Genomic DNA, 21,990 nt, shown 5'->3' with positions numbered 1-21,990 from the left:
CGGCGCGGCACCGCACGGAAAACAGCTGGCCGGCCGCCAGGCCATCCCGCACGCTGGGGGCATGTCCGCCCCCACCCGCCAGATCCGCGCCTCGCACACCGCCACCAGCCTCACCGTCTACCAGGCCTACGCCCCCCGCCTGGGGGACCCGGCCGCCCGCGACGGCCGCTTCCCGCCCGCCTGGAAGCGGGAGCGGATGACGTGGATCAAGCCCTCGTTCCTGTGGATGATGTACCGCTGCGGCTGGGCCACCAAGGCCGACCAGGAGACCGTGCTGGCCATCGAGATCACCCGCGAGGGCTTCGACCGCGCCCTGCGCGAGGCCTGCCTCTCCCACTACGTGCCGGGCGTGCACGCGGACCGGGCCGCCTGGCAGGAGTCCCTGCGCGGGGCGCCCGCCCGGGTCCAGTGGGACCCGGAGCGCGACCTGCACCTGAACCCGCTGCCGTACCGCTCGCTCCAGCTGGGCCTGTCCGGTCCGGCCTCGCGCGCGTACGCCGACGAGTGGACGGTCTCCATCCGCGACGTGACCCCGCTGGCCCGGCGGATCCACGCCCTGCTGCGGTCGGGCGAAGCCGAGGCGGCACGCGCGCTGCTCCCCGCGGAGACCCCGTACCCCGCGGGCCCGCTGGAGCACCTCGGTGCGGGAGATGCCGGAGCCGGCGTCAGTCCCGGATGAGCAGCACGATGAATCCCGCGACGACGCCCAGCAGCAGGGCGAACCAGGCGTAGCGGGGCCGCGACTCGCGCAGCACCGGGAGGTAGTGGTCGGCGGCGAAGCGGCCCGGCCCGGTGAGGGTGAGGGCGACGGCCCCGGCGAACAGCAGCACTTCGAGTTCCACGCCCTTGGGCGGGAAGTAGGCGCTCAGTCCCCGGACGTCGAGGACGTTGATGAAGATGCCGGTCAGGGCGGCGCCGGCGAGCGGGGTGAGCAGGCCGAGGGCGAGACCGAGGCCGCCCAGCGTCTCGGACAGGCCGGCGATGACGGCCATGGCATCCCCGGCGGGATAGCCGGCCATCGTGAAGCCCTTGCCGGTCGCCTTGAGGCCCGGGCCGCCGAACCAGCCGAAGAGCTTCATGGTGCCGTGGCCGACCATGCTGAGGCCGACGACGAGCCGGAGCACGAGCAGGCCGATGTCGTGGGTGGCGGTGTTGACGGTGGCGGGGGCCGAGGCGGCTCGGAAGAGCGCCTGGTCCCGTCGATCTTGCGTCATGAGCGTCCGTTCTTACGTCGCCTGTGAGCGACGGCCACCGTATGACGCCGGTCCGCGATGATCCGGCCGCAACGTCGCCGGCCCCCGTCGACGACCCGTTCGGCCGCAGGCCCGCCACCGGCCCGGCTCACCTGGCCGCGGAGTCGACCAGCCAGCCCGGTGTCGAAGGGCCACACCTCGCGCAGCCGCGCCCGCACGGTCTCGCCACGAGGGTGCGGGTTGGCTGCGCCGCTCGGGCGGGGGCCGGGGTGGGGTGGGGTGGGGTGGGGGCCGGTTGTGCCGGGGTCGGGCGCGCGCCGGGGCGTCTCCTCGGGCGCCGAACGTGACGAGGGGTCGGAGAGATCGGCCCTGTTGCGTTCGGCGCCCTGCGGGGACACCCCGACACACACCCGACCCCGTCCCAACCGGCCCGCCTGCTACCCCAGCCCGAATTCAGCCTCGCCGGCGTTTGAGGCGCGGGGTTCGGGGCGGAGCCCCGGTCTTTCAGCCTCGCCGGCGTTTGAGGCGCGGGGTGCGGGGCGGAGCCCCGGTCTTTCAGCCTCGCCGGCGTTTGAGGCGCGGGGTGCGGGGCGGAGCCCCGGGAGGGGCGGCATCCCCGGGCGGGAGCCAAAGGGCTCGGGGATACGGCAGACTGGAGGTTTGGCCGCCCGCGCCCGGGCAGCCGTCTCACCGCCGGAAAGGGACGCGCGTGAACGGACCCCTCATCGTCCAGAGCGACAAGACCCTCCTGCTCGAGGTCGACCACGAGCTCGCCGGGGCCGCGCGCCGCGCCATCGCTCCGTTCGCGGAGCTGGAGCGGGCGCCCGAGCACATCCACACCTATCGGATCACCCCCCTCGGCCTGTGGAACGCCCGGGCCGCCGGGCACGACGCCGAGCAGGTCGTCGACGCGCTCGTCGAGTACTCCCGCTACCCCGTCCCGCACGCGCTGCTCGTCGACGTGGCCGAGACGATGGCGCGCTACGGCCGCCTCACCCTCTCCAAGCACCCCGTGCACGGCCTGGTGCTGACCAGCACCGACCGGCCCGTGCTGGAGGAGATCCTGCGGTCCAAGCGGATCACCCCGCTCGTCGGCGCGCGGCTCGACGCCGACACCGTGGCCGTGCACCCCTCCGAGCGCGGGCAGATCAAGCAGACGCTGCTCAAGCTGGGCTGGCCGGCCGAGGACCTCGCCGGTTACGTCGACGGCGAGGCGCACGCGATCGAGCTGGCCGAGGACGGCTGGGCGCTGCGCCCGTACCAGCAGCAGGCCGTCGAGGGCTTCTGGCACGGCGGCTCCGGCGTGGTCGTGCTGCCCTGCGGCGCCGGCAAGACGCTGGTGGGCGCCGGGGCCATGGCGATGGCCAAGGCGACGACGCTGATCCTCGTCACGAACACCGTCTCGGCCCGCCAGTGGAAGCACGAGCTGGTCAAGCGGACCTCGCTGACGGAGGAGGAGATCGGCGAGTACTCCGGCACCCGCAAGGAGATCCGGCCCGTCACGATCGCCACGTACCAGGTCCTGACGACGAAGCGGAAGGGCGTCTACCCGCACCTGGAGCTCTTCGACTCCCGGGACTGGGGCCTGATCGTCTACGACGAGGTGCACCTGCTGCCCGCGCCGGTCTTCAAGTTCACCGCCGACCTGCAGGCCCGCCGCCGCCTCGGTCTGACGGCCACGCTCGTGCGCGAGGACGGGCGCGAGTCGGACGTCTTCTCGCTGATCGGGCCGAAGCGGTTCGACGCGCCGTGGAAGGAGATCGAGGCGCAGGGCTACATCGCGCCGGCGGACTGCGTCGAGGTCCGCGTCAATCTGACGGAGTCGGAGCGGCTCGCGTACGCGACCGCCGAGACGGAGGAGAAGTACCGCTTCTGCGCGACGACCGCGACGAAACGGAAGGTCACGGAGGCGCTGGTGCGCAAGCACCAGGGCGAACAGACCCTCGTCATCGGCCAGTACATCGACCAGCTCGACGAGCTCGGCGAGCACCTGGACGCCCCCGTCATCAAGGGCGAGACCTCCAACGCGCAGCGCGAGAAGCTCTTCAACGCGTTCCGCGAGGGCGAGATCAGCGTGCTGGTCGTGTCGAAGGTCGCGAACTTCTCCATCGACCTGCCGGAGGCCACGGTCGCCATCCAGGTGTCGGGCACCTTCGGCTCCCGCCAGGAGGAGGCGCAGCGCCTGGGCCGCGTCCTGCGGCCGAAGGCGGACGGCCACGAGGCCCGGTTCTACTCGGTGGTCGCGCGCGACACCATCGACCAGGACTTCGCGGCGCACCGCCAGCGCTTCCTCGCCGAACAGGGCTACGCCTACCGGATCATGGACGCCGACGAGCTGCTGGCGGCCGACTGACGGGGACTGTGGCCGAGCACTACGCTGGCCGTATGACGCACCAGGAAATCTACGAGGTCCTCTTCACGGAGTCGGCGGGCTGCGACCGTGACCAGCTGGAGCCCGTGCGCCGCGCGTCCTTCGACAAGGCGCTCGAGATCCTGGCCCGCGATCCCTACACGGAGCTCTCGCGGCCGATAGGAGCGGGCGAGCAGGACCGCGAGATCCGGCTCACCTCACAGATCGTGGCCGAGTACGTGGTGTCGCGCGGGCGCCTGCTGCTCGTGGTCCTGCGGGTCTTCGACGACGCGGACATCCTGCTGCCCGAGGGCTGACGGACCCACAGGGCCGGCCAGTCCGGTAGCGGGGTGGTGCGGGCTGCGGCCGGCAGGTGCCGGGTCCAGAAGGCGGCCGAGTCCTGCGGGAGGACCAGCAGCGCGGTAGCGGCGAGGGCGGCCAGCGCGGGCTGGCCGCCAGTCCCGCGAGGCGCCGGGACGCCCAGCACGAGCAGCGACCCCGTCACGAGCGCGCGACCCTAGTGGATCACCCAACGCGCCACATCACGCGCCGGATCCACCCCTCGTCACCCCACCGCCGGCACCCGGGAACAGCGCTGCGGGCGCGGGGGCGGCGGGGTGGTGGTCAGCGGCGTATGACGCCGGCGTCCTCGGCGTATTCGCCCAGGACGACGACGCTCACGGCCGCCGCGGCGAAGATCTTGGCCGCCTGCAGCGCGCGGCCGAGGGGGCGGCGCGGGCGGGCGTCGGAGAGGGCGGTGGCGCCGCGCGGGCGGCCACCCTGGACCGGGGTGAAGGTTGCGGTGCTCATGTGTCCATGGTGCTTTTCCGCGCCGCGCGTCACATCGCCCTGGGGGCTGAAGCTCGGGCCCCGCGGCATCCTCCTCGCGGCCCATGCCGACCCCTGGGGCCCTCCCTGAGGTATGACACTCCCCCGTATGACACCCGTACGGCGGTCCCGTACGGGACGGACAAAATCATTCGCGCCGCTGCGCCCCGATGGTTAGAATCTCCGCTCTTGCCGCCTCCCACCGCCTCATCGGGGAGAGCCGCCCCCCGGTTGGAAACCGGCGGGCTTCTGTTCCGCACCAGCAGCTGGAGGCAGTCCCGTGCCCGCGCACGCCCCCGAGTCCGAGTCCGGCCCGCTCGCCCGTGAACGGGCCCACCTCTCCCGCTCGCGCTCCGCCCTGCGCGCGATGCGCGAGGACGTCGAGGCCCTCGACATCCGCGACGTCACCGCGAACTGGGTCAACGCGATCGTCCTCCAGGCCCAGATCGACGACCGCATCAAGGCCCTCGCCGACCTCTCGCACACCCCCCTCTTCTTCGGCCGCCTCAACTACCTGCACGCCCCCGGCGCCGAGCTCGCCGAGGGCGCGGAGGGCGAGCAGTTCTACATCGGCCGCCGCCACGTCCACGACGCCGACGGCGATCCGATGGTCATCGACTGGCGCGCGCCCGTCTCCCAGCCGTTCTACCGGGCCTCCAAGAAGGACCCGCAGGACATCGCGCTGCGCCGCCGCTTCGGCTACACCGGCGGCGAGCTGACCGCGTACGAGGACGAGCACCTGTCCGACCCGGCCGAGGCCGCCGCCGTCAGCAAGCTGCTCCAGCAGGAGATCGAGCGCCCGCGCGTCGGCCCCATGCGGGACATTGTGGCCACGATCCAGCCAGAGCAGGACGAAATCGTCCGCTCCGGCCTGTCCGGTTCCGTCTGCGTGCAGGGCGGCCCCGGCACCGGGAAGACGGCCGTCGGCCTGCACCGTGTCGCGTACCTCCTCTACGCGCACCGCGACCGCCTCGCCCGCACGGGCACGCTCGTCATCGGGCCGAACCGTTCCTTCCTTCACTACATCGAGCAGGTCCTCCCCGCGCTGGGCGAGCTGGAGGTCAAGCAGGCCACCGTCGACGACCTGGTCGCCCGCGAGGGCCTGGAGGTACGCGGCACGGACGCCGCCGAGACCGCCGTGGTCAAGGGCGACGCCCGGATGGCGGAGGTGCTGCGCCGCGCGCTCGGCTCGCACGTCACCGCGCCGACCGAGCCGCTGATGGTGGTGCGCGGTTCGCGCCGCTGGCGGGTGCCCGCGTACGAGATCGCCGAGATGGTCGAGGAGCTGCAGAAGCGCGACATCCGCTACGGCGCGGCCCGGGACGCCCTGCCGCAGCGCATCGCGCACGCGGTGCTCGTACGGATGGAGCAGGCGGGCGAGGCGCCGGACGACCGCGTGCAGGACGCGGTGGCCCGCAACGCGGCGGTGAAGGCCGCGGTGAAGGCGGTCTGGCCGCCCGTCGAGCCGGCGAAGCTGGTGCTGCGCCTGCTGTCGGACCCCGACTTCCTCGCGCTGCACGCGGCGGACGTCCTCACGGCGGACGAGCAGAAGCTCCTCCTGTGGCCGAAGCCGTTCCGGAGCGTGAAGTCGGCGAAGTGGTCGGCGGCGGACCTGGTCCTGATCGACGAGGCCGCGGACCTGGTGGAACGCACGCACTCGCTGGGCCACGTCGTGGTCGACGAGGCCCAGGACCTGTCGCCGATGCAGTACCGGGCCGTGGGCCGGCGCTGCACGACGGGCTCGGCGACGGTCCTCGGCGACCTCGCGCAGGGCACCACCCCGTGGGCCACGCGCAGCTGGGACGAGGCCCTGACGCACATGGGCAAGCCGCAGGCGGTGCTGGAGGAGCTGACGGCGGGCTTCCGCGTGCCGCGCGAGGTGATCGCGTACGCCTCCCGGCTGCTGCCGTCGATCTCCCCGGGCCTGGCCCCGGTCTCCTCGGTCCGCGAGACCCCGGGCTCGCTGCTGATCTCGGAGAGCTCGGACCTGACGGCGGACGTGGTGGCGGCCTGCCGCGCGTCGCTCGCGCACGAGGGGTCGATCGGCCTGATCGCGGCGGACGCGCGCATCCCCGCCCTGGCGGAGGCCCTGCTGGCGGAGGGCCTGCCGTACCTCTCGCCGGGTGAGGAGACCACGGCCGAGTCCCGCCTGACCCTCGTCCCCGCCTCGCTGGCGAAGGGTCTGGAGTACGACTACGTGGTTCTGGACGAGCCCGCCGCGATCGTCGACGGCGAGCCCGACGAACGCACGGGCCTCCGCCGCCTGTACGTCTGCCTCACCCGCGCCGTCTCAGGCCTGAACGTGTTGCACACGGCCGCCCTGCCTGTGACTCTCGCCTGAGGTGACGTGACCTGCGGGTCGCCCCCGTCAGGACAGGGCGGCTCGCCAGTTCGCGACGGCGGCCGCCGAGACGGGGCGGCCCCATCCCGAGGGGCGGGCCGCGCCGCCGATGTGGAACGCGTCGATGCCGGCGGAGCGCAGCACCGGCAGGTGCGCGAGGGTCAGCCCGCCCCCCACCAGCATCCGCGCCCCGTAGCCCGGCTCCCCCCGCCGCGCCGCCTCGGCGACGAGCACCGGCAGCCCCTCCTCGACCCCGGCGGCCGAGCCGGCCGTCAGGTAGGTGTCCAGTCCGGGAAGGTCGGCCAGCGCCTTGCGCAGCTGGTCGCGGTCCGCGGCGCGGTCGATCGCCCGGTGGAAGGTCCAGCGGCAGCCGTCGAGCTCCGCGACGACCGCCTCGACGGCGGCCAGGTCGGGGGTGCCGTCCGGGTTCAGGAAGCCGAGGACGAACTCCTGCGCGCCCTCCGCCCGCAGCTCACGCGCCGCGCGGACCAGGACGGAGACGTCCCCGGCCGCGAAGCCGTCCGTCTTGCGGAGCATCACGCGCAGCGGGATGTCGACGGCCGCCCTGATCGCCGCGAAGGTCTCGCGCGCCGGGGTGAGCCCGTCGGCGGCCATGTCGGTGACCAGTTCGAGTCGGTCCGCCCCACCGGCCTGGGCCGCGATCGCGTCCTCCGCGTCGAGGGCGATCACCTCCAGGAGCGCACGGTTGCTCATTCGTTGCCGTCCTTCGTCCGGTATGAAAAATAGGTCTAGTCCAATATCCAGGGTACGGGCCTCCACCCGCGCTCCACCAGCACAATCACGCCACCCCCACAATGTGCCCATGGACACAGGCACCCAGCACCCCGGCACCGGCCCCGACACCACGGCCCTCCAGGCCCGTTGGCGGGCCACCGTCACCGCCGCCGGCGCCGCCGCCGACCGCGATCCCGCCCCCTACGCCGAGCGCCTGCTCGCCGCCTGGGCGGAGCCGCAGCGCCGCTACCACACCACCGCGCACCTGGCCGACGTACTCGCGCGGATCGACGTACTGGCTCCGCACGCCGCCGACCTCGCCGCCGTGCAGCTCGCCGCCTGGTTCCACGACGCCGTCTACCGCCCCGACCGCTCCGAGAACGAGGAACGCAGCGCCGCCCTGGCCGAGCGCGCCCTCCCCGAGCTCGGCATAGACGCCGCCCGCACCGCCGAGGTGGCCCGGCTGGTCCGCCTCACCGTCACCCACGACCCCGCCCCAGGCGACACCGACGGCGAGGCCCTCTGCGACGCCGACCTGGCCGTCCTGGCCGGCGCCCCGGAGGCCTACGCCGCCTACGTGGCCGCCGTGCGCGCCGAGTACGGGTTCGTCCCGGACGAGGCCTTCCGCACCGGCCGCGCCGCCGTGCTGCGCCAGCTGCTCGACCTGCCCCGCCTCTTCCGCACGCCCTACGGCGCCGCGCACTGGGAGGCCCCGGCCCGCGCCAACCTCGCCGCCGAGCTCGCCGCGCTGGACGCTCCCGAAGCCGCCGGGGGAATTTGATCGCGTTCACGCTGGTTGGTGACTGTCATGCCCGCAGATGCCCTACGCCCCCGCATGCCCGTCGCCGTCTACATCCTCGGACTGTCCGTCTTCGCGCTCGGCACCAGCGAATTCATGCTCTCCGGGCTGCTGCCGCCCCTCGCGGAGGACATGGGCGTCACCATCCCGCAGGCGGGCCTGCTCATATCCGCCTTCGCCATCGGCATGGTCGTCGGCGCGCCGCTGCTGGCCGTGGCCACCCTGCGGCTGCCGCGCCGCACCACGCTGATCGCCCTCATCAGCCTCTTCGGCCTCGGGCAGGTCGCGGGCGCGCTGGCCCCGACGTACGAGCTCCTCTTCGCCTCCCGCGTGGTCTCGGCGTTCGCCTGCGCCGGCTTCTGGGCCGTGGGCGCGGCCGTCGCCATCGCCATGGTCGACCGCGACCAGCGGGCCCGCGCGATGGCCGTCATGATCGGCGGGCTGTCGATCGCCAACGTCCTCGGCGTCCCCGCCGGCGCCTTCCTCGGTGAGCACCTGGGCTGGCGCTCCGCGTTCTGGTCGGTCGGCGCGGCCTCCGCGATCGCCCTCGCCGGCATCCTGGCGCTGATCCCGAAGATCCCGCTCCCTGCCGAGAAGCCCTCGCTCGGGCGCGAGCTGCGCATCTACCGCGACCGCCAGGTGTGGCTCTCCATCGCCGTCACGGCGCTGGCCGCGGGCGGCGTCTTCTGCGCCTTCAGCTACCTGTCACCGCTGCTCACGGACGTGGCCGGGCTGGACTCGCGGTGGGTCCCGTGGATCCTCGCCCTCTTCGGCGCCGGCGCGCTGGCCGGCACCACCGTCGGCGGCCGGGTCGCCGACGCGCACCTGTTCGGCGTGATGATCGGGGGCGTCACCGCGTCGACCGTCTTCCTCGGCGCGCTCGCCCTGCTGGCCTCGTTCCAGGTCGCGGTGGTCGCCCTCGCGTTCCTGATCGGCTTCTCGGCCTTCTTCACCGCGCCGGCGCTCAACGCCCGCATGTTCAACGTGGCCGGCGCCGCCCCGACCCTGGCCGGCGCCACCACGACCGCCGCGTTCAACCTCGGCAACACCGGCGGCCCCTGGCTCGGCGGCACCGTCATCGACGCGGGCCTCGGCTTCGCCGCCACCGCCTGGGCCGGCGGCGCGATGACGGTCACCGCGATCGCCCTCGCCGTGGCCGCCCTCCGCCTCGACCGCCGCCGGAGCGCCCCGGCCCGCGTCGTGGCCTCCTCCACCCCGGCCCTGGCGGGCACACCCGAGAAGGTCTAGGCCGGCCGATGGCCGGGCCCGCCCGCGGCGGGGGGACTCAGCGGCAGAGCTCGAAGATGTCGTCCTCGAAGGTGTCGGCCGGCACCCACAGCAAGTCGGACACGTTCCCGGCGGCCACGCCGACCTCACCCTCCGAGTCCAGGAACACCACGGGTTGCTCGGCGAGCGGCCGCCCCTGGCGCGCGTACCAGATCGCGGCGAGGCCGCCGGAGCCGTCCTGGCCGAAGATCCGCAGGCCGTCGCCGTCGAGCTCGTGGTTCGCCGTCCAGTGGCGCAGCCGGTCGGTGGTGTCCACGGCGGACCCGGAGGCCTCGTACGGGGAGAATTCGACGCCCTCGCCCACGCCCTCGCCGCCGTAGTCGAACTCGATCCGGGACACCTCGGTCAGGACAGGCGGGAAGCGGCGATCGCCGTCGCCGGTCGTGCTGAACATTCCCGCAGGCCAGCGGCCCACCGACAGCCCCGCGAAGACGGCGGCCGCTACGACTGCGCCGGGCGGCCCTTCGGGCGGCGCAGGCCGGCCTCGGTGAGCCGGCGGACGAGTTCCTTGCTGCCGATCTCCACGGCGCCCGCGCCGACCGCGTCCGCGTACCGGTACGAGGGCACGTCGTAGTGGTCCCGCTCGAAGGCCCGCGGCGGACAGCCGATGCCGGCCGCGAAGGCGTGCAGTTCCTCGTACGAGACGTCGCTGACGAGGTGGGACCACATGCGGCCGTGGCCCGGCCAGGTCGGCGGGTCGATGTAGACGGTCACGGGCGGCTCACCTGAGACCGAAGACCGGGCCCAGGCCGCCGACCGCGGCCACTTTCACGCCCGCCTCCGAGCACACCCAGTGCGGGTCGGGTCCCAGTTCCGGTTCCACGTCCAGCGCGTGCGGATCGCCGTGGGTGCAGACCGGGCACAGCGGCCAGCGGCCGTACTTCTCCAGCAGCGCGTCCTGCACGTCCTGGGCGACGAGTCCGGGGAGGTAGTCGACGCCCTCCGGCCACTGCTCCACCCACCACCGGCGGTGCGTGACCGAGTCCTCAACGAGGGAGACGACATCGGCGTCGGCGACCTCGCCGGCGGCGAGATCGGCGAGAACAAGTGCACGGGCGACGTGCAGCGCCTGTTCCAAGGGGGTCGCGTGGTCCATGCGCCCATTGTGGACCTGAGGAGGCCCGGTGACGAAGGCCCTCTTTCCGGGGGCCGCATGGCGTATTGACGCCCACCACCCCCGAAAATAGGTTTCAGGTGTGAGCGAGAACACGAAAGAAACTTTCAGCCGCCGTACGCAGACCGCGCCGCCCGCCCCGGCGCCCTCCGCCCTCCGGGCCCGGGTCCGGAGCCTCGCTCCGTCCATGACGCGCTCCGTGCAGGCCGTCGCCGAGGCCGTCGCCTCCGATCCGGCCGGATGCGCACGGCTCACCGTCTCCGGTCTCGCCGCGCACACCGGCACCAGCGAGGCCACCGTCGTCCGCGCCGCCCGCCTCCTCGGCTACCCCGGCTACCGCGACCTGCGCCTCGCGCTCGCCGCCCTCGCCGCCCAGCAGGAGTCCGGCGCCGCCCCCGCCGTCACCGTCGACATAGCCGTCGACGACCCGCTCGCCGACGTCGTCGCCAAGCTGGCCCACGAGGAGGCGCAGACCCTCACCGACACCGCCGCCGGACTCGACCTGACCCAGTTGGCCGCCGCCGTCACCGCCCTCGCCACCGCCCGCCGCATCGACGTCTACGGCGTCGGCGCCTCCGCCCTCGTCGGCCAGGACCTCGCCCAGAAGCTGCTGCGCATAGGACTCGTCGCGCACGCCCACAGCGACCCCCACCTGGCCGTCACGGGCGCGGTCCAGCTGGGCCCCGGCGACGTCGCCGTCGCGATCACCCACTCCGGCTCCACGGGCGACGTGATCGAGCCGCTCCGCGTCGCCTTCGAGCGGGGCGCCACCACCCTCGCCCTCACGGGCCGCCCGAACGCCCCCGTCGCCCACTACGCCGACCTCGTCCTGGCCACCTCCGCCGCCCGCGAGACCCAGCTGCGCCCGGCCGCCATGTCCAGCCGGACCAGCCAGCTGCTCGTCGTCGACTGCCTCTTCGTCGGCGTCGCCCAGCGCACGTACGAAACCGCCGCCCCCGCCCTGGCCGCCTCCTACGAAGCCCTGGCCCACCGCCACTGACCCACCCGACCCCGCCGCACCACCCAGCCCCGCCTGCCCGGGCGGAGCCCCGATCGTGAAGCTCAGCCCCACCACCACCCGCCACCAGCCAAGGAGCCCGCCCCCGATGACGGCCCACGCAGACCTCCGCGCCCAGCTGGACATCCTCACCACCGAGGCCTTCCGCCAGGACCTCGCCGAGATCGACCGGCTGTCCACCCTCGACATCGCCCGCACCATGAACGCCGAGGACGCCACCGTCCCGGCCGCCGTCGCCGCCCAGCTCCCGCACATCGCCGCCGCGATCGACGCGATCGCCGAACGCATGGCCCGCGGCGGCCGCCTCGTCTACGCGGGCGCCGGCACGGCCGGCCGGATGGGCGTCCTGGACGCCAGCGAGTGCCCGCCCACCTTCAACACCGACCCCGCCGACGTCGTCGGCCTCATCGCGGGCGGCCCCTCCGCCATGGTCAAGTCCGTCGAGGGCGCCGAGGACTCCCCGGAGCTGGCCGCCGCGGACCTCACCGCGCTGGGCATCGGCCCGGACGACACGGTCATCGGCATCTCCGCCTCCGGCCGCACCCCGTACGCGATCGGCGCCGTCGCCTTCGCCCGTACGCGCGGCGCGCTCACCGTCGGGCTCTCCTGCAACGCCGGCTCCGCCCTCGCCGCGGCCGCCGAGCACGCCATCGAGGTCGTCGTCGGACCCGAACTCCTCACCGGCTCCACCCGCCTGAAGGCGGGTACGGCCCAGAAGCTGGTCCTCAACCTCATCTCGACGATCACCATGATCCGCCTGGGCAAGACCTACGGAAACCTGATGGTCGACATGCGCTCCTCCAACGAGAAGCTGCGCGCCCGCGCCCGCCGCATCGTGGCCCTGGCCACCGGCGCGCCCGACACCGAGATCGAGGCCGCCCTCACCGCCACCGACGGCGAGGTCAAGGACGCCGTCCTCGTGATCCTCGGCGGCGTCGACGGCCCGAAGGCCGCCGAACTGCTCGCCGCCTCGCAGGGCCACCTCCGCGCGGCCCTCACCGAAGCCGCTGACCACCACTGACACCACACCGCTGGCACCGCTGACCAAAGCCCGCATCCCCTTCCACCACCCGACGCAAGGCGACCCCCACATGTCCACTGACAAGAACCGCGCCACAGCCGCCGCGATCCTTCCTCTGGTCGGCGGCCCGGACAACGTCACCTCCATCGCGCACTGCATGACCCGGCTGCGCATCACGCTGCGCGACCGTTCCCTGGTCCAGGACGAGGCCCTGCGGGCCCTCCCCGCCGTCCTCGGCGTGGTCGAGGACGGCACTTACCAGATCGTGCTGGGCCCGGGCACCGTCGCCCGCGTCACCCCGGAGTTCGAGGCACTGGTCGAGCAGGCCCGCGCGGTCGAGCAGGCCCGCGCGGCGACCCCGGCCACCCCCGCCGCACCACCCACCCCACACGCCGTCACCGCCGAGGACCTGCAGGCCCAGGGCGCGGCGCTGAAGGAGGTCCAGAAGGCCCGCAACGCCACCCCGTTCAAGCTCCTCCTGCGCCGGATCGCGAACATCTTCGTCCCGCTGATCCCGGCACTGATCGGCTGCGGCATCATCGCGGGCCTCAACGGCCTGCTGACGAACCTGGGCTGGCTGCCCGCCGTCGTCCCGGCGCTCGCCGCCATCGCCTCCGGCTTCATGTCGCTGATCGCCGTGTTCGTCGGCTACAACACCGCCAAGGAGTTCGGGGGTACGCCGATCCTGGGCGGCGCCGTCGCCGCGATCATCGTCTTCCCGGGCGTCGCCAAGATCGACGCCTTCGGCCAGCAGCTCTCCCCCGGCCAGGGCGGCGTCCTCGGCGCGCTCGCCGCGGCCCTGCTCGCCGTGTACGTCGAGAAGTGGTGCCGCACGTGGGTCCCCGAGGCCGTGGACGTCCTGGTCACCCCGACCCTCACCGTCCTGCTCTCGGGCCTGGTCACCCTGTTCGGGCTGATGTTCCTCGCCGGTGAGGCCTCGGCGGCCATCGGCACCTTCGCCGACTGGCTGCTCGCGACCGGCGGCGCCTTCGCGGGCCTGGTCCTCGGCGGCCTCTTCCTGCCCCTCGTGATGCTGGGCCTGCACCAGGCCCTGATCCCCATCCACACCACGCTCATCGAACAGTCCGGCTACACCGTCCTGCTGCCCATCCTCGCCATGGCGGGCGCGGGCCAGGTCGGCGCGGCCATCGCCGTCTACTACCGGCTCCCGCACAACGGGTCGCTGCGCACCACCATCAAGTCCGCCCTCCCGGCCGGCTTCCTGGGCGTGGGCGAGCCGCTCATCTACGGCGTCTCCCTCCCCCTCGGCCGCCCCTTCGTCACCGCCTGCGTCGGCGGCGCGGCCGGCGGCGCCTTCGTCGGCCTCTTCAACCAGCTCGGTGTTGCCTTCGGCTCCACCGCCATCGGCCCCTCTGGCTGGGCCCTGTTCCCCCTGCTCGACGGCAGGTCGAGCGCCGGCATCACCCTCGCCATCTACGCGGGCGGCCTCGCCGTCGGCTACCTGGTCGGCTTCGCCGCCACCTACTTCTTCGGCTTCACCCGCCAGATGCTGACCGACCTCAACACCGACCCGGACGGAACCGCCGCGGCCGCCCAGCCCTCCAGGGAACCGGCCCTGACCTGACGCCCGCCCTCGCCGTGACCGGGCCGCGGGAGCTTGCCCTCCAGTTGGTCGAGGGCCCTAGCGTCGGCGGCCATGACCTCCCTCGACACCGTCCGGCAGGCCTCGGCGCGCCCGGCCCTCCCCCGCGCGTACCTCGTCTGGCTCGCCGGCACCCGCGCCTCGCTGCTCGGTGATGCCGTCCTCTACTTCGCCCTCGGCTGGGCGGCCAGTGCCCACGGTGGCGGGACGGGCGCGCTGGTCCTGACCGCCATCACCCTTCCGCGGACCCTGCTGCTGTTGCCGGGCGGCGCCGTCGGCGACCGGTTCGGCGCGCGCAGGGTGATGGTCGTCGGGGACGCCGTGATGCTCACGGCCACGCTCGCGCTGGCGCTCGCGGGCTCGCGCCCGGACCCCTCTCCCTGGCTCCTCGTGTCGGTCGCGGCCGCGGTCGGCACGGTCGACGCGTTCTATCTGCCGGCGGCCGGGTCCATGCCCCGCAGTCTGGTGGGCGAGGCGCAGCTCCCCCGGGCGCTGGCCGTGCAGCAGGCGGCCGGACAGATCGCCTCGTTGCTCGGGGCTCCGCTGGGCGCCGTACTCGTCGCGGCCGCCGGCCTGACCGGCGCGGCGCTCGCCGACGCGGGCACCTTCGCGATCGTCCTCGTCGTACTCGTCCTCGTCCGGCCGGCCTTCGAGGTCGAACGGTCCCCTCGCGCGCAGGGCCTCCTGGCAGGGGCGGCGGACGGGGTGCGGGTCGCCGTGGCGGATCCGGTCCTGCGGTCCGCGCTGGTTCTGACGGCCGCCGCCGCCTGCTTCCTCCTGCCGGTGGTGTCCCTGCTGAACCCGCTCCTGGCCCGGGAGCACGGCTGGAGTGCCGGGGCGGCCGGTCTGATCGCGGGCGGGCAGAGCCTGGGGGTGGTCGCCGTGGCGCTGGTGGTCTCGCGGCGGGGCACCATGCGCCGGATCGGCCGGGGTGCGGCGCTGGGGCTGTGTGTCGCGGCGCCGGGAATCGCCGCGGTGGCGCTGGCCGGGCAGGCCGGCGTGGCCATTGCCGTCGCCGGGGCAATCGTCACCGGTGCGGGTTCCGGGATGTTCGCCTGCCACGTCGGTCCGCTGGTGCTGGCCGGCGCCCCGGGCACGCACCTGGCCAGGACGCAGGCGTCCCTGACGTTCGTTCAGAGCCTGGCGCTGGTGGTGGGCAACAACGCGCTCGGCGCACTCGCCGACGCCCGCGGAGCCACGGTCGCCACGGCGCTCTGCGCGGCGGGCGTCTGCGCCGCGGGACTCACGGGCCTCGCCCTGAAGCCACTGGGGCGCCGGCGGCAAGCCGTGAAAGAGCGGGGGAGAGACTGTCCCCATGCTGCTCCCCGCCGTCGCGGAGATGCTCGCCGTGGCGGGGAAGATGCCCACCGCGCAGGTCACCCTGTGCGGTGTAGCCCCCGGCTGGGACATCCGGGGGTACGCGGGCCCGGACGACCGCCGCTCTACGAAGCCGCGTTCTGCTACGACTGCGACCAAGTCCGGGTCTGGGGACCCTGGTCCCCGAGGCGCTGCACCGCCAGACCTTCGACTCCGCCTCGCCCTACGCCCAGTACCTCAGGCTGCGGTTCCGCGAGGAGGGACCAACACCAACATAGGCTGGCCGTCATGGAGATACCCACCGGCGCGGCAGCCCTCGAAGTCGTCCGCCTCGACCCGCGCCGGGGCCACCCCTGGGGGCCGATATCCGGCGGCACCACCGTCACCCTGTGGACCGGACCCCAGGCCGCCGAAACCCTCGCCCTCCTGGAGGCCCTGCCCCCGGGCCACCGGGCCCGGTGCTTCACCCCCACCTGGGGCCTGCGCGCCCACGACGCGGAGCTGAACCACCTCTACGACGTCATCCCCTGCTTCACCTGCAACATCGTCCTGCTCACCGGCCCGGCCGTCCCCGAGCACCTGGACCGCGGCCACGCCTTCGACGGCAAGAGCAAGGCGGCCAAGGCACTCCTCGCCCTCCTCCGCGCCGCCGAGGAGATCCCCCGGGTCGTACCGGCCGGCCGGATGCGGGGCCTGCCCCAGCCCGTGCTCGACCTGCCCGACGGGTGGCTGCTGCGCCCCTGGGAGCCGTCCGACGCCCCCGCCCTGATCGCTTCCGGCCTCGACCCCGACATCCAGCACTGGAACCGCACGGGCCGGTTCACCGAGGGCCGGGCCGAGAAGCGCATCACGCGCTACCGCCGCAACTGGGAGGCCGAGAAGTCCGCGATCTGGGCCGTCGCCCCCGCCACCGGCGGCCCGGCCGTCGGCCTGATCGGGCTGGCCGACCTCGACCTCACCGGCGGCAGCGGCGAGATCCTGTACTGGCTGCTGCCCGCCGGCCGCGGCAGCGGTCTCATGGTGCCGGCTACGGAGGCCGTCACCCGCTGGGCCTTCGACGACCTCGGCCTGCACCGCGTCCGCATCACCCACTCCGTGGCCAACCCGGCCTCCTGCGCCGTCGCGACGAAGGCCGGGTTCCCGCTGGAAGGCACCATGCGCGGCGCCCTCCTGCACACGGACGGCTGGCACGACGAGCACCTTCACGCCCGCCTGCGCACCGACCCGAGGTAGCCGCCGTCAGCGCGCGGCTCGCCTCGCGGGCCTGCCGTGCAACGCCCATGCTGGGTGGTAGGGCGCCGTCGGCTTGCGGCCTGTCCTCGAAGGGGCCGAGCGGGGCGCCTGAGAGGAGCACGTCATGCGTATGCGAAGAATGCTGGGCCTCGCCCTGGCCGCAGCCACCCTGGCCGGCGCGAGCGCCGTCGGGGCGGTCAGCGCTCAGGCGGCCGCGTCTCCGACCATCACCGCTGAAGAGTGCGCGGCCGCGGGCGGACAGGTCAGGGAGAACCCGTACAGGGCCTCCACCTGCACGTTGCCTGACGGGAGTCAGCAGACGATCACTTGACGGCCTCACGTCCGGTGACGGGGCTGCCGTCGCCGAGGGACGACGGGTACAGGATCCGGGTCCGGCAGGCCCGGGCGCCGCCGGGGCGTGGACCCGCCGGGCCCCGTCTACGACGGAACGGGCGCGGCAGCCGTCCGCAGGAAGCACGCCAGGTCGTCCACGCCGTAGCCGAGCCGCGGACCGCGCTCGGCCGCCATCAGCAGCAGCTGCCCCACGATCTCGGCTCCCCAGCCGTCCGTACCGTCCTCGGACCACTCCCACAGCTTGTCGATGCCGAGGCCGGTCATCAGCAGCCCGTGCGCCGTACGGATCTCCGCGCACAGCTCCGCGACCGCGTCGAGCAGCCGCCCGCCGGGCCGCTCGCATCGCAGCCCCAGGCATCCCCCGAAGTCCTCGGCCACGCACCCCTGCGGCGGGCCCGCCCTGAGCCCCGCGTACCGCGCATCGTCGAACCCGGGATACCCCTCCACCGGACAGTGCACCAGCGTGAACCGCTGCCATCCGGCCGGCGGAGGCGGCTGCGGAGGCCCCTCCGTCGGCCCGCGGCCCCCGCGCGGCGCCAGGGCCGTCTCCAGGCCGCGCAGTTTCCAGCCCAGTTCGAAGGCGAACTGCGCCGCGTCCACCGCCTCGCTCACTGACCCGCCGCCCGCTCGTGCAGTACGGCGGCCAGCCGCAGGGCGGTATCCAGGTTGCAGCGGCCGAGATCCACGAGCGGCAGCCCGTACGAGCCCGCCGCGGAGACCCGCTCCACGTCGAGCGAGGGGAACAGCACCCCCACCCCGGCCAGGGACTCCTTGAGCTGCCGCACCGCCTCCTCGGCCGCCTGCATGCGCTCCTGTGGAGTGAGCACCATGACATGTCACCTTTCTACTCTGAGTGTTCGCCTTCGACACACAGAGTGGCGACGGGCTCGCTAGCCTTCAAGGAAGCACCGAGAACAACCCCACCTGTTGGCCCGGGAGTTGCCATGGCAGGTAAGAACCTCGACCCCTCCTCCTCACCCCGCGCGCTGCTCGGCGCCGAACTGCGCGTGGCGCGCGAGCGAGCCGGCCTCAGCCAGGCCGAGTTGGGCGAACCGCTCTTCGTCAGCGGCTCGTTCATCGGCCAGCTCGAAGCCGGCACGCGCCGCATGCACATCGAATTCGCGCGCCAGATAGACGACATCCTCGACACGAACGGCTTCTTCGTCCGCAACTGCGGTGCCCTTGCCAAGTCGAAGTACCCGAATCACTTCGCCGAGGCGGCCGAAGCAGAGGCGGAGGCCAAGACGATCCGCGAGTACGCACCGCTGGCGCTGCCCGGGATGCTCCAGACGGAGGCGTACGCACGAGAGGTCTTCATTGCGTACCAGCCGACGGCCACGGACGAGGTCATCGCAGAGCTGGTCGCGAACCGGCTGGAGCGTGCCAAGCTGCTGGCCAATCCAACAACCCCCATGTTGTGGTGTGTGCTTGACGAGGCAGTCATCCGGAGGGTCGTTGGCAGCAGAAAAGTGATGGCAGAGGCGTTGCGGCACATCGCGACCCTGATCCGTACCCGCCGGATCTTCGTGCAGGTGCTGCCGTTCAGCTCAGGAGCGCATTCGTCGATGGGAGGCACCCTGAAGCTGATGACCTTCGAGGACGCGCCTCCACTCGCCTATGTCCAAGGGAACGCGATGGGCGTACTGCTGGACGATCCGGCCACTGTTGCCCGTCACTCGCTGACCTACGATCTCCTCACGGCCAGCGCGCTGTCACCGGCTCAATCGCTGGCCGTGATCGAGTCCGCGGCGGAGGATTACGAGCATGACCAGCATGCATGAGTACGACCTGACGGCAGCCACCTGGCACAAATCCAGCTACAGCGCAGGCGACGGCGGTAACTGCCTGGAGGTGGCCACCTGGCGGAAGTCCACGTACAGCGACGGCACTGGCGGCGACTGCCTCGAAGTCGCCGACGGCCACCCCGACCTCGTCCCCGTAAGGGACTCCAAGCAGCCCGAAGGCCCGCACGTGGTGTTCCACGCGCGGGCCTGGGCCCGGTTCGTCGGGTCGCTCAGAGACCGTTGGTGAACAGCAGCTGGTTGGGGCCGTTGTCGCTCAGGTTCTCGATGACGTCCTTCGTGGACTTGTCCGACAGGAAGTTGTGGATCTCGGCGGGCAGCGCGTTGGGGTGCTCGGCCTTGTAGAGCGCGGCCACACCGGCGACGTGCGGCGCGGCCATGGACGTACCGTTCAGGGCCACGCTGCCGCCGCCCAGCCTCGCGGAGACGATGTCCCTGCCCGGGGCGTAGATGTCGAGGCACTCGCCCCAGTTCGAGAAGTCGGCCTCCTGGTCGAAGCGGTCCGTCGCGCCGACCGTCTCCACCCGGGCGGCCGAGGCGGGCGAGACGCGACAGGCGTCCCGGTTCTCGTTGCCCGCCGCGATCACCGGCAGCACGCCGCGATCCGACACGGCGGTGGCTGCCGCGTTGACCGACTCGAAGCGGTCGCCGCCCAGGGAGGCGTTCAGGACGGCCGGCTGGTGGGCGTTCGTGGCGACCCAGTCGAAGCCCGCGATGATGCCCGACCAGGCGCCGCGGCCGTCGCAGCCGAGGACACGGATGCTCACCAGGTTGACCTTGCGTGCCACGCCGAACGTCGTCCCGCCGACCGTGCCCGCCACGTGCGTGCCGTGACCGTTGCAGTCCGCGCCGTTGCGGCCGTCACCGATGGCGTCGAAGCCCCGCACCGCGCGGCCGCCGAAATCGGGGTGGGTGAAGTCGATGCCGCTGTCGACGATGTAGGCGGTCACCCCCTGGCCGCTGCCGTGGGCGCTGAAGTCGTTGTCGAGCGGCAGGAACCGCTGGTCGATCCGGTCCAGGCCCCAGGAATGGGCGGGCGCCTTGGATTGGACTCCATTGGCCGGCATCGGCGGGGCGCTGACCTGCGCGTCCTCCTCCACCCTCAGCACGCCGGGCGTCGTCCGGGCGACCTTCAGCTGCTCCGCGGTGAGGGAGGCGGCGAAGCCGTTGAACCCCGCGGAGTACGTGAACTTCGGCTTCACCCCGACGGCCGCGGCGAACCTCGCCGCCTTGACCGACTTGTCGAGGGTGACGATGTAGCTGCCGGGGATGGCGTTGGCCGAGGTGATCAGCGGTGCCGGAGTCGGCTCCGGCGTGTCGGCGGAGGCCGCACCGGCCGCCACGGGGGTCATGGCGAGGACGGCGGCGGCGGTCAGGCGCGCGGCAAGCTGACGCATGAAGGGAACTCCCTGAAGTGCGTGTGGATCGGCGTGGATGAGCCGCGCCCGGCACCGGCAAAGGGTTCCTGGAGGGCGGCCCTCACCTCCATCGGTTGCGTCCCGGGGAGGACTTGAGCCGCCCGACTCCGCCTGGCGGACCTTCGGTAGCCGGCGTGGGACGCGTGTCGCGGACGCTGCAGAAAGGGTCATTCCGGGCTGTCGTGCGGGATGAGGCCCCGAACGGACGGCCGCGTGAAGTTCACCCGTACGGGCGGCCCAGGCCGAGGTAGTCAGGCCCCTCCGGTACCCGGGCGCTCGTCCTCGGATGGGGTCAGAGACCGGCGGAGAACAACAGCTGGTTCGGGCTGCCCTTACTGACGCTCTTCAGGACGTCCTTGGTGGACTCGTCGTCGATGAACTCGTTGATCTCCGCCGGGCCCGCGCTCGGGTGCGCCTGCTTGTAGAGGGCGACGACACCCGCGACGTGCGGGGCGGCCATCGACGTGCCGTCGAGGGCCACGCTGCCGCCGCCGAGCTTCGCGGAGACGATGGCCTGGCCGGGGGCGTAGAGCGTGACACACGTGCCGTAGTTGGAGAAGTCGGTCTCCTCATCCCACTGGTTGGACGCGGCGACCGTCAGAACGCGTGGGGCGGACGCGGGCGAGACCGTGCACGCGTCCTTCGCGGAGTTGCCCGCCGCGATGACCGGCAGGACACCCGCGTCGGAGAGCGCGGTCGCGGCGTTGTTGACCGCTTCCGACCTGTCCCCGCCCAGGGAACCGTTCAGCACGGCCGGCTGCTTGGCGTTCTTGGCCACCCAGTCCATGCCGGCGATGATCCCGGACCAGGTGCCCTTGCCGTCGCAGCCGAGGACGCGGACGCTGACCAGGTTCGCCTTGCGCGCCACCCCGTACGTCTTCCCCGCGACCGTGCCCGCGACGTGGGTGCCGTGGCCCTGGCAGTCCTGGCCGTCGCGGCCGTCGCCGATCGCGTCGTAGCCGTAGCCGGCCCGGCTGGTGCCCTCCGGCGTGAGGAACTCGGTGTGCCGGTAGTCGATGCCGGTGTCGAGGATGTACGCGGTCACGCCGGCGCCGTTGCCCTCGGTGGTGAAGCTGTTGTCGAGCGGCAGCTGCTTCTGGTCGATCCGGTCCTGGCCCCAGGAGTTCGACGGGGCGCGCATCGCTCCCGGCACGGTCGGTGTCGGCACGGACCGGACCGAGGCGTCCTCCTCCACCGACTTCACCCCCAGGCTGTTGCGGACGAGCGTCAGCTCCAGCGAGGTCAGCGGTACCGCGAAGCCGCTCATCGCCGACGTGTAGACGAACGACGGCTTCAGGCCCAGCTTCTTCGCGAGCTTCGCCGCGTCCTGCCCCTTCTCCAGGGTCACGATGTACTTGCCGGGCACCGGATTGGCGGCCTTGACCAGCGGAGCCGGTTCCGGCTGCGGGGCCGCGGCGGAGGCGGTACCGGCGGCGACCGGAGTGACGGTGAGGAGGGTCGCGGCGGCCAGACGTGCGAGCAGGCGCATGGAAGGAACTCCCTGACGGGGTCGAAGACAAACATGGGTGAGCCGCCCTCACGGCACCAGGTAGGTGCTCCTGCGGGGGCGGCCCTCA

At 73.1% G+C, this 21,990-nt stretch carries 22 protein-coding genes and 1 pseudogene; 13 read left to right on the top strand and 10 right to left on the bottom strand.

Annotation, left to right across the window (positions count from 1 at the left end; all coding sequences use genetic code 11):
- Positions 1-61: 61 nt before the first annotated feature.
- On the top strand, positions 62-679 hold the full coding sequence (locus tag ACZ4VT_RS20790) for a DUF4291 domain-containing protein (RefSeq protein ID WP_467951544.1): 618 nt from the start codon (positions 62-64) through the stop codon (positions 677-679).
- Here ACZ4VT_RS20790 and ACZ4VT_RS20785 read toward each other — a convergent pair.
- Positions 666-1,214, bottom strand: a complete 549-nt coding sequence (locus tag ACZ4VT_RS20785; RefSeq protein WP_467951543.1) for a DoxX family protein — start codon at positions 1,212-1,214, stop codon at positions 666-668. The genes ACZ4VT_RS20790 and ACZ4VT_RS20785 overlap by 14 nt on opposite strands.
- A 688-nt stretch (positions 1,215-1,902) precedes the next feature.
- Between ACZ4VT_RS20785 and ACZ4VT_RS20780 the strand changes: the two genes are divergently transcribed.
- Together ACZ4VT_RS20780 and ACZ4VT_RS20775 are read left to right on the top strand one after the other, a co-directional pair.
- The gene (locus tag ACZ4VT_RS20780; RefSeq protein ID WP_467951542.1) at positions 1,903-3,546 is read left to right on the top strand and encodes a DNA repair helicase XPB; all 1,644 of its coding nucleotides are present in this window, start codon (positions 1,903-1,905) and stop codon (positions 3,544-3,546) included.
- A gap of 32 nt (positions 3,547-3,578) precedes the next feature.
- Positions 3,579-3,860: a hypothetical protein gene (locus ACZ4VT_RS20775; RefSeq protein ID WP_467951540.1), complete on the top strand. Its 282-nt coding sequence runs from the start codon at positions 3,579-3,581 to the stop codon at positions 3,858-3,860.
- Between the two features lie 307 nt (positions 3,861-4,167).
- On the opposite strand, the gene ACZ4VT_RS20770 is transcribed toward ACZ4VT_RS20775, so the two are convergent.
- On the bottom strand, positions 4,168-4,353 hold the full coding sequence (locus ACZ4VT_RS20770) for a hypothetical protein (RefSeq protein ID WP_351296420.1): 186 nt from the start codon (positions 4,351-4,353) through the stop codon (positions 4,168-4,170).
- A gap of 298 nt (positions 4,354-4,651) precedes the next feature.
- On the opposite strand from ACZ4VT_RS20770, the gene ACZ4VT_RS20765 reads away from it, so the two are divergent.
- A complete protein-coding gene (locus ACZ4VT_RS20765; protein WP_467951538.1) occupies positions 4,652-6,712 on the top strand; it encodes a HelD family protein in 2,061 nt (686 codons plus the stop codon).
- 27 nt (positions 6,713-6,739) lie between these two features.
- On the opposite strand, the gene ACZ4VT_RS20760 is transcribed toward ACZ4VT_RS20765, so the two are convergent.
- Positions 6,740-7,426 carry a copper homeostasis protein CutC gene (locus ACZ4VT_RS20760; protein WP_467951536.1) on the bottom strand — a complete coding sequence of 229 codons (687 nt, stop codon included), beginning with the start codon at positions 7,424-7,426 and terminating at the stop codon, positions 6,740-6,742.
- A gap of 109 nt (positions 7,427-7,535) precedes the next feature.
- On the opposite strand from ACZ4VT_RS20760, the gene ACZ4VT_RS20755 reads away from it, so the two are divergent.
- Together ACZ4VT_RS20755 and ACZ4VT_RS20750 are read left to right on the top strand one after the other, a co-directional pair.
- Positions 7,536-8,228 (top strand): HD domain-containing protein, encoded by a 693-nt coding sequence (locus ACZ4VT_RS20755; RefSeq protein ID WP_467951534.1) that lies wholly within the window; start codon positions 7,536-7,538, stop codon positions 8,226-8,228.
- Between the two features lie 54 nt (positions 8,229-8,282).
- Positions 8,283-9,494 (top strand): Cmx/CmrA family chloramphenicol efflux MFS transporter, encoded by a 1,212-nt coding sequence (locus tag ACZ4VT_RS20750; RefSeq protein ID WP_467951587.1) that lies wholly within the window; start codon positions 8,283-8,285, stop codon positions 9,492-9,494.
- 73 nt (positions 9,495-9,567) lie between these two features.
- Here ACZ4VT_RS20750 and ACZ4VT_RS20745 read toward each other — a convergent pair.
- From ACZ4VT_RS20745 to ACZ4VT_RS20735, 3 genes and pseudogenes are all read right to left on the bottom strand, one after another.
- A pseudogene (locus ACZ4VT_RS20745) lies at positions 9,568-9,927 on the bottom strand (SMI1/KNR4 family protein); the annotation flags it as partial.
- 47 nt (positions 9,928-9,974) lie between these two features.
- Entirely contained in the window at positions 9,975-10,247 is a 273-nt protein-coding gene (locus ACZ4VT_RS20740; protein ID WP_467951532.1) for a DUF4031 domain-containing protein, read from the bottom strand.
- 7 nt (positions 10,248-10,254) lie between these two features.
- Complete coding sequence (locus ACZ4VT_RS20735) at positions 10,255-10,629, bottom strand: hypothetical protein (protein ID WP_030718971.1); 375 nt, start codon at positions 10,627-10,629, stop codon at positions 10,255-10,257.
- Positions 10,630-10,729: 100 nt separating this feature from the next.
- Here ACZ4VT_RS20735 and ACZ4VT_RS20730 point away from each other — a divergent pair, with 100 nt between their 5' ends.
- From ACZ4VT_RS20730 to ACZ4VT_RS20710, 5 genes are all read left to right on the top strand, one after another.
- Positions 10,730-11,647, top strand: coding sequence for a MurR/RpiR family transcriptional regulator (locus tag ACZ4VT_RS20730; RefSeq protein ID WP_467951530.1), 918 nt, complete (start codon positions 10,730-10,732; stop codon positions 11,645-11,647).
- Positions 11,648-11,753: 106 nt separating this feature from the next.
- A complete protein-coding gene (gene murQ, locus ACZ4VT_RS20725) occupies positions 11,754-12,686 on the top strand; it encodes an N-acetylmuramic acid 6-phosphate etherase (protein ID WP_467951528.1) in 933 nt (310 codons plus the stop codon).
- A 70-nt stretch (positions 12,687-12,756) separates the two neighbouring features.
- On the top strand, positions 12,757-14,271 hold the full coding sequence (locus ACZ4VT_RS20720; protein ID WP_467951526.1) for a PTS transporter subunit EIIC: 1,515 nt from the start codon (positions 12,757-12,759) through the stop codon (positions 14,269-14,271).
- 72 nt (positions 14,272-14,343) lie between these two features.
- Positions 14,344-16,839, top strand: a complete 2,496-nt coding sequence (locus tag ACZ4VT_RS20715; RefSeq protein ID WP_467951524.1) for an MFS transporter — start codon at positions 14,344-14,346, stop codon at positions 16,837-16,839.
- Positions 16,840-16,963: 124 nt separating this feature from the next.
- Complete coding sequence (locus tag ACZ4VT_RS20710; protein ID WP_467951522.1) at positions 16,964-17,170, top strand: hypothetical protein; 207 nt, start codon at positions 16,964-16,966, stop codon at positions 17,168-17,170.
- A 107-nt stretch (positions 17,171-17,277) separates the two neighbouring features.
- On the opposite strand, the gene ACZ4VT_RS20705 is transcribed toward ACZ4VT_RS20710, so the two are convergent.
- Together ACZ4VT_RS20705 and ACZ4VT_RS20700 are read right to left on the bottom strand one after the other, a co-directional pair.
- Complete coding sequence (locus ACZ4VT_RS20705) at positions 17,278-17,805, bottom strand: amidase (RefSeq protein ID WP_467951520.1); 528 nt, start codon at positions 17,803-17,805, stop codon at positions 17,278-17,280.
- Positions 17,802-18,023 (bottom strand): hypothetical protein, encoded by a 222-nt coding sequence (locus tag ACZ4VT_RS20700; RefSeq protein WP_467951518.1) that lies wholly within the window; start codon positions 18,021-18,023, stop codon positions 17,802-17,804. Before ACZ4VT_RS20700 ends, ACZ4VT_RS20705 begins: the two co-directional genes overlap by 4 nt.
- 114 nt (positions 18,024-18,137) lie before the next feature.
- Here ACZ4VT_RS20700 and ACZ4VT_RS20695 point away from each other — a divergent pair, with 114 nt between their 5' ends.
- Positions 18,138-18,974, top strand: coding sequence for a helix-turn-helix domain-containing protein (locus tag ACZ4VT_RS20695; protein ID WP_467951516.1), 837 nt, complete (start codon positions 18,138-18,140; stop codon positions 18,972-18,974).
- Complete coding sequence (locus tag ACZ4VT_RS20690) at positions 18,958-19,224, top strand: DUF397 domain-containing protein (protein WP_467951514.1); 267 nt, start codon at positions 18,958-18,960, stop codon at positions 19,222-19,224. The genes ACZ4VT_RS20695 and ACZ4VT_RS20690 overlap by 17 nt, the downstream gene beginning before the upstream one ends.
- Here ACZ4VT_RS20690 and ACZ4VT_RS20685 read toward each other — a convergent pair.
- Positions 19,208-20,392 (bottom strand): S8 family peptidase, encoded by a 1,185-nt coding sequence (locus ACZ4VT_RS20685; protein WP_467951513.1) that lies wholly within the window; start codon positions 20,390-20,392, stop codon positions 19,208-19,210. The two genes, ACZ4VT_RS20690 and ACZ4VT_RS20685, sit on opposite strands and share 17 nt — an antisense overlap.
- A gap of 313 nt (positions 20,393-20,705) precedes the next feature.
- Positions 20,706-21,902, bottom strand: a complete 1,197-nt coding sequence (locus ACZ4VT_RS20680; protein WP_467951511.1) for a S8 family peptidase — start codon at positions 21,900-21,902, stop codon at positions 20,706-20,708.
- Between the last annotated feature and the right edge of the window lie 88 nt (positions 21,903-21,990).

This window comes from Streptomyces sp. NPDC029164 (assembly GCF_055563995.1).
The sequence above is the reverse complement of the archived record's forward strand: the minus strand, read 5'-3'. Positions and strand labels throughout refer to the sequence as shown.

Excerpts from the sequence above, each read along its gene's own strand:
- ACZ4VT_RS20790 (WP_467951544.1), top strand. The coding sequence starts at position 62 with ATGTCCGCCCCCACCCGCCAGATCCGCGCCTCGCACACCGCCACCAGC.
- ACZ4VT_RS20785 (WP_467951543.1), bottom strand. The coding sequence starts at position 1,214 with ATGACGCAAGATCGACGGGACCAGGCGCTCTTCCGAGCCGCCTCGGCC.
- ACZ4VT_RS20775 (WP_467951540.1), top strand. The coding sequence starts at position 3,579 with ATGACGCACCAGGAAATCTACGAGGTCCTCTTCACGGAGTCGGCGGGC.
- ACZ4VT_RS20770 (WP_351296420.1), bottom strand. The coding sequence starts at position 4,353 with ATGAGCACCGCAACCTTCACCCCGGTCCAGGGTGGCCGCCCGCGCGGC.
- ACZ4VT_RS20760 (WP_467951536.1), bottom strand. The coding sequence starts at position 7,426 with ATGAGCAACCGTGCGCTCCTGGAGGTGATCGCCCTCGACGCGGAGGAC.
- ACZ4VT_RS20755 (WP_467951534.1), top strand. The coding sequence starts at position 7,536 with ATGGACACAGGCACCCAGCACCCCGGCACCGGCCCCGACACCACGGCC.
- ACZ4VT_RS20750 (WP_467951587.1), top strand. The coding sequence starts at position 8,283 with ATGCCCGTCGCCGTCTACATCCTCGGACTGTCCGTCTTCGCGCTCGGC.
- ACZ4VT_RS20735 (WP_030718971.1), bottom strand. The coding sequence starts at position 10,629 with ATGGACCACGCGACCCCCTTGGAACAGGCGCTGCACGTCGCCCGTGCA.
- murQ (WP_467951528.1), top strand. The coding sequence starts at position 11,754 with ATGACGGCCCACGCAGACCTCCGCGCCCAGCTGGACATCCTCACCACC.
- ACZ4VT_RS20720 (WP_467951526.1), top strand. The coding sequence starts at position 12,757 with ATGTCCACTGACAAGAACCGCGCCACAGCCGCCGCGATCCTTCCTCTG.
- ACZ4VT_RS20715 (WP_467951524.1), top strand. The coding sequence starts at position 14,344 with ATGACCTCCCTCGACACCGTCCGGCAGGCCTCGGCGCGCCCGGCCCTC.
- ACZ4VT_RS20710 (WP_467951522.1), top strand. The coding sequence starts at position 16,964 with ATGCGTATGCGAAGAATGCTGGGCCTCGCCCTGGCCGCAGCCACCCTG.
- ACZ4VT_RS20700 (WP_467951518.1), bottom strand. The coding sequence starts at position 18,023 with ATGGTGCTCACTCCACAGGAGCGCATGCAGGCGGCCGAGGAGGCGGTG.
- ACZ4VT_RS20695 (WP_467951516.1), top strand. The coding sequence starts at position 18,138 with ATGGCAGGTAAGAACCTCGACCCCTCCTCCTCACCCCGCGCGCTGCTC.
- ACZ4VT_RS20690 (WP_467951514.1), top strand. The coding sequence starts at position 18,958 with ATGACCAGCATGCATGAGTACGACCTGACGGCAGCCACCTGGCACAAA.
- ACZ4VT_RS20685 (WP_467951513.1), bottom strand. The coding sequence starts at position 20,392 with ATGCGTCAGCTTGCCGCGCGCCTGACCGCCGCCGCCGTCCTCGCCATG.
- ACZ4VT_RS20680 (WP_467951511.1), bottom strand. The coding sequence starts at position 21,902 with ATGCGCCTGCTCGCACGTCTGGCCGCCGCGACCCTCCTCACCGTCACT.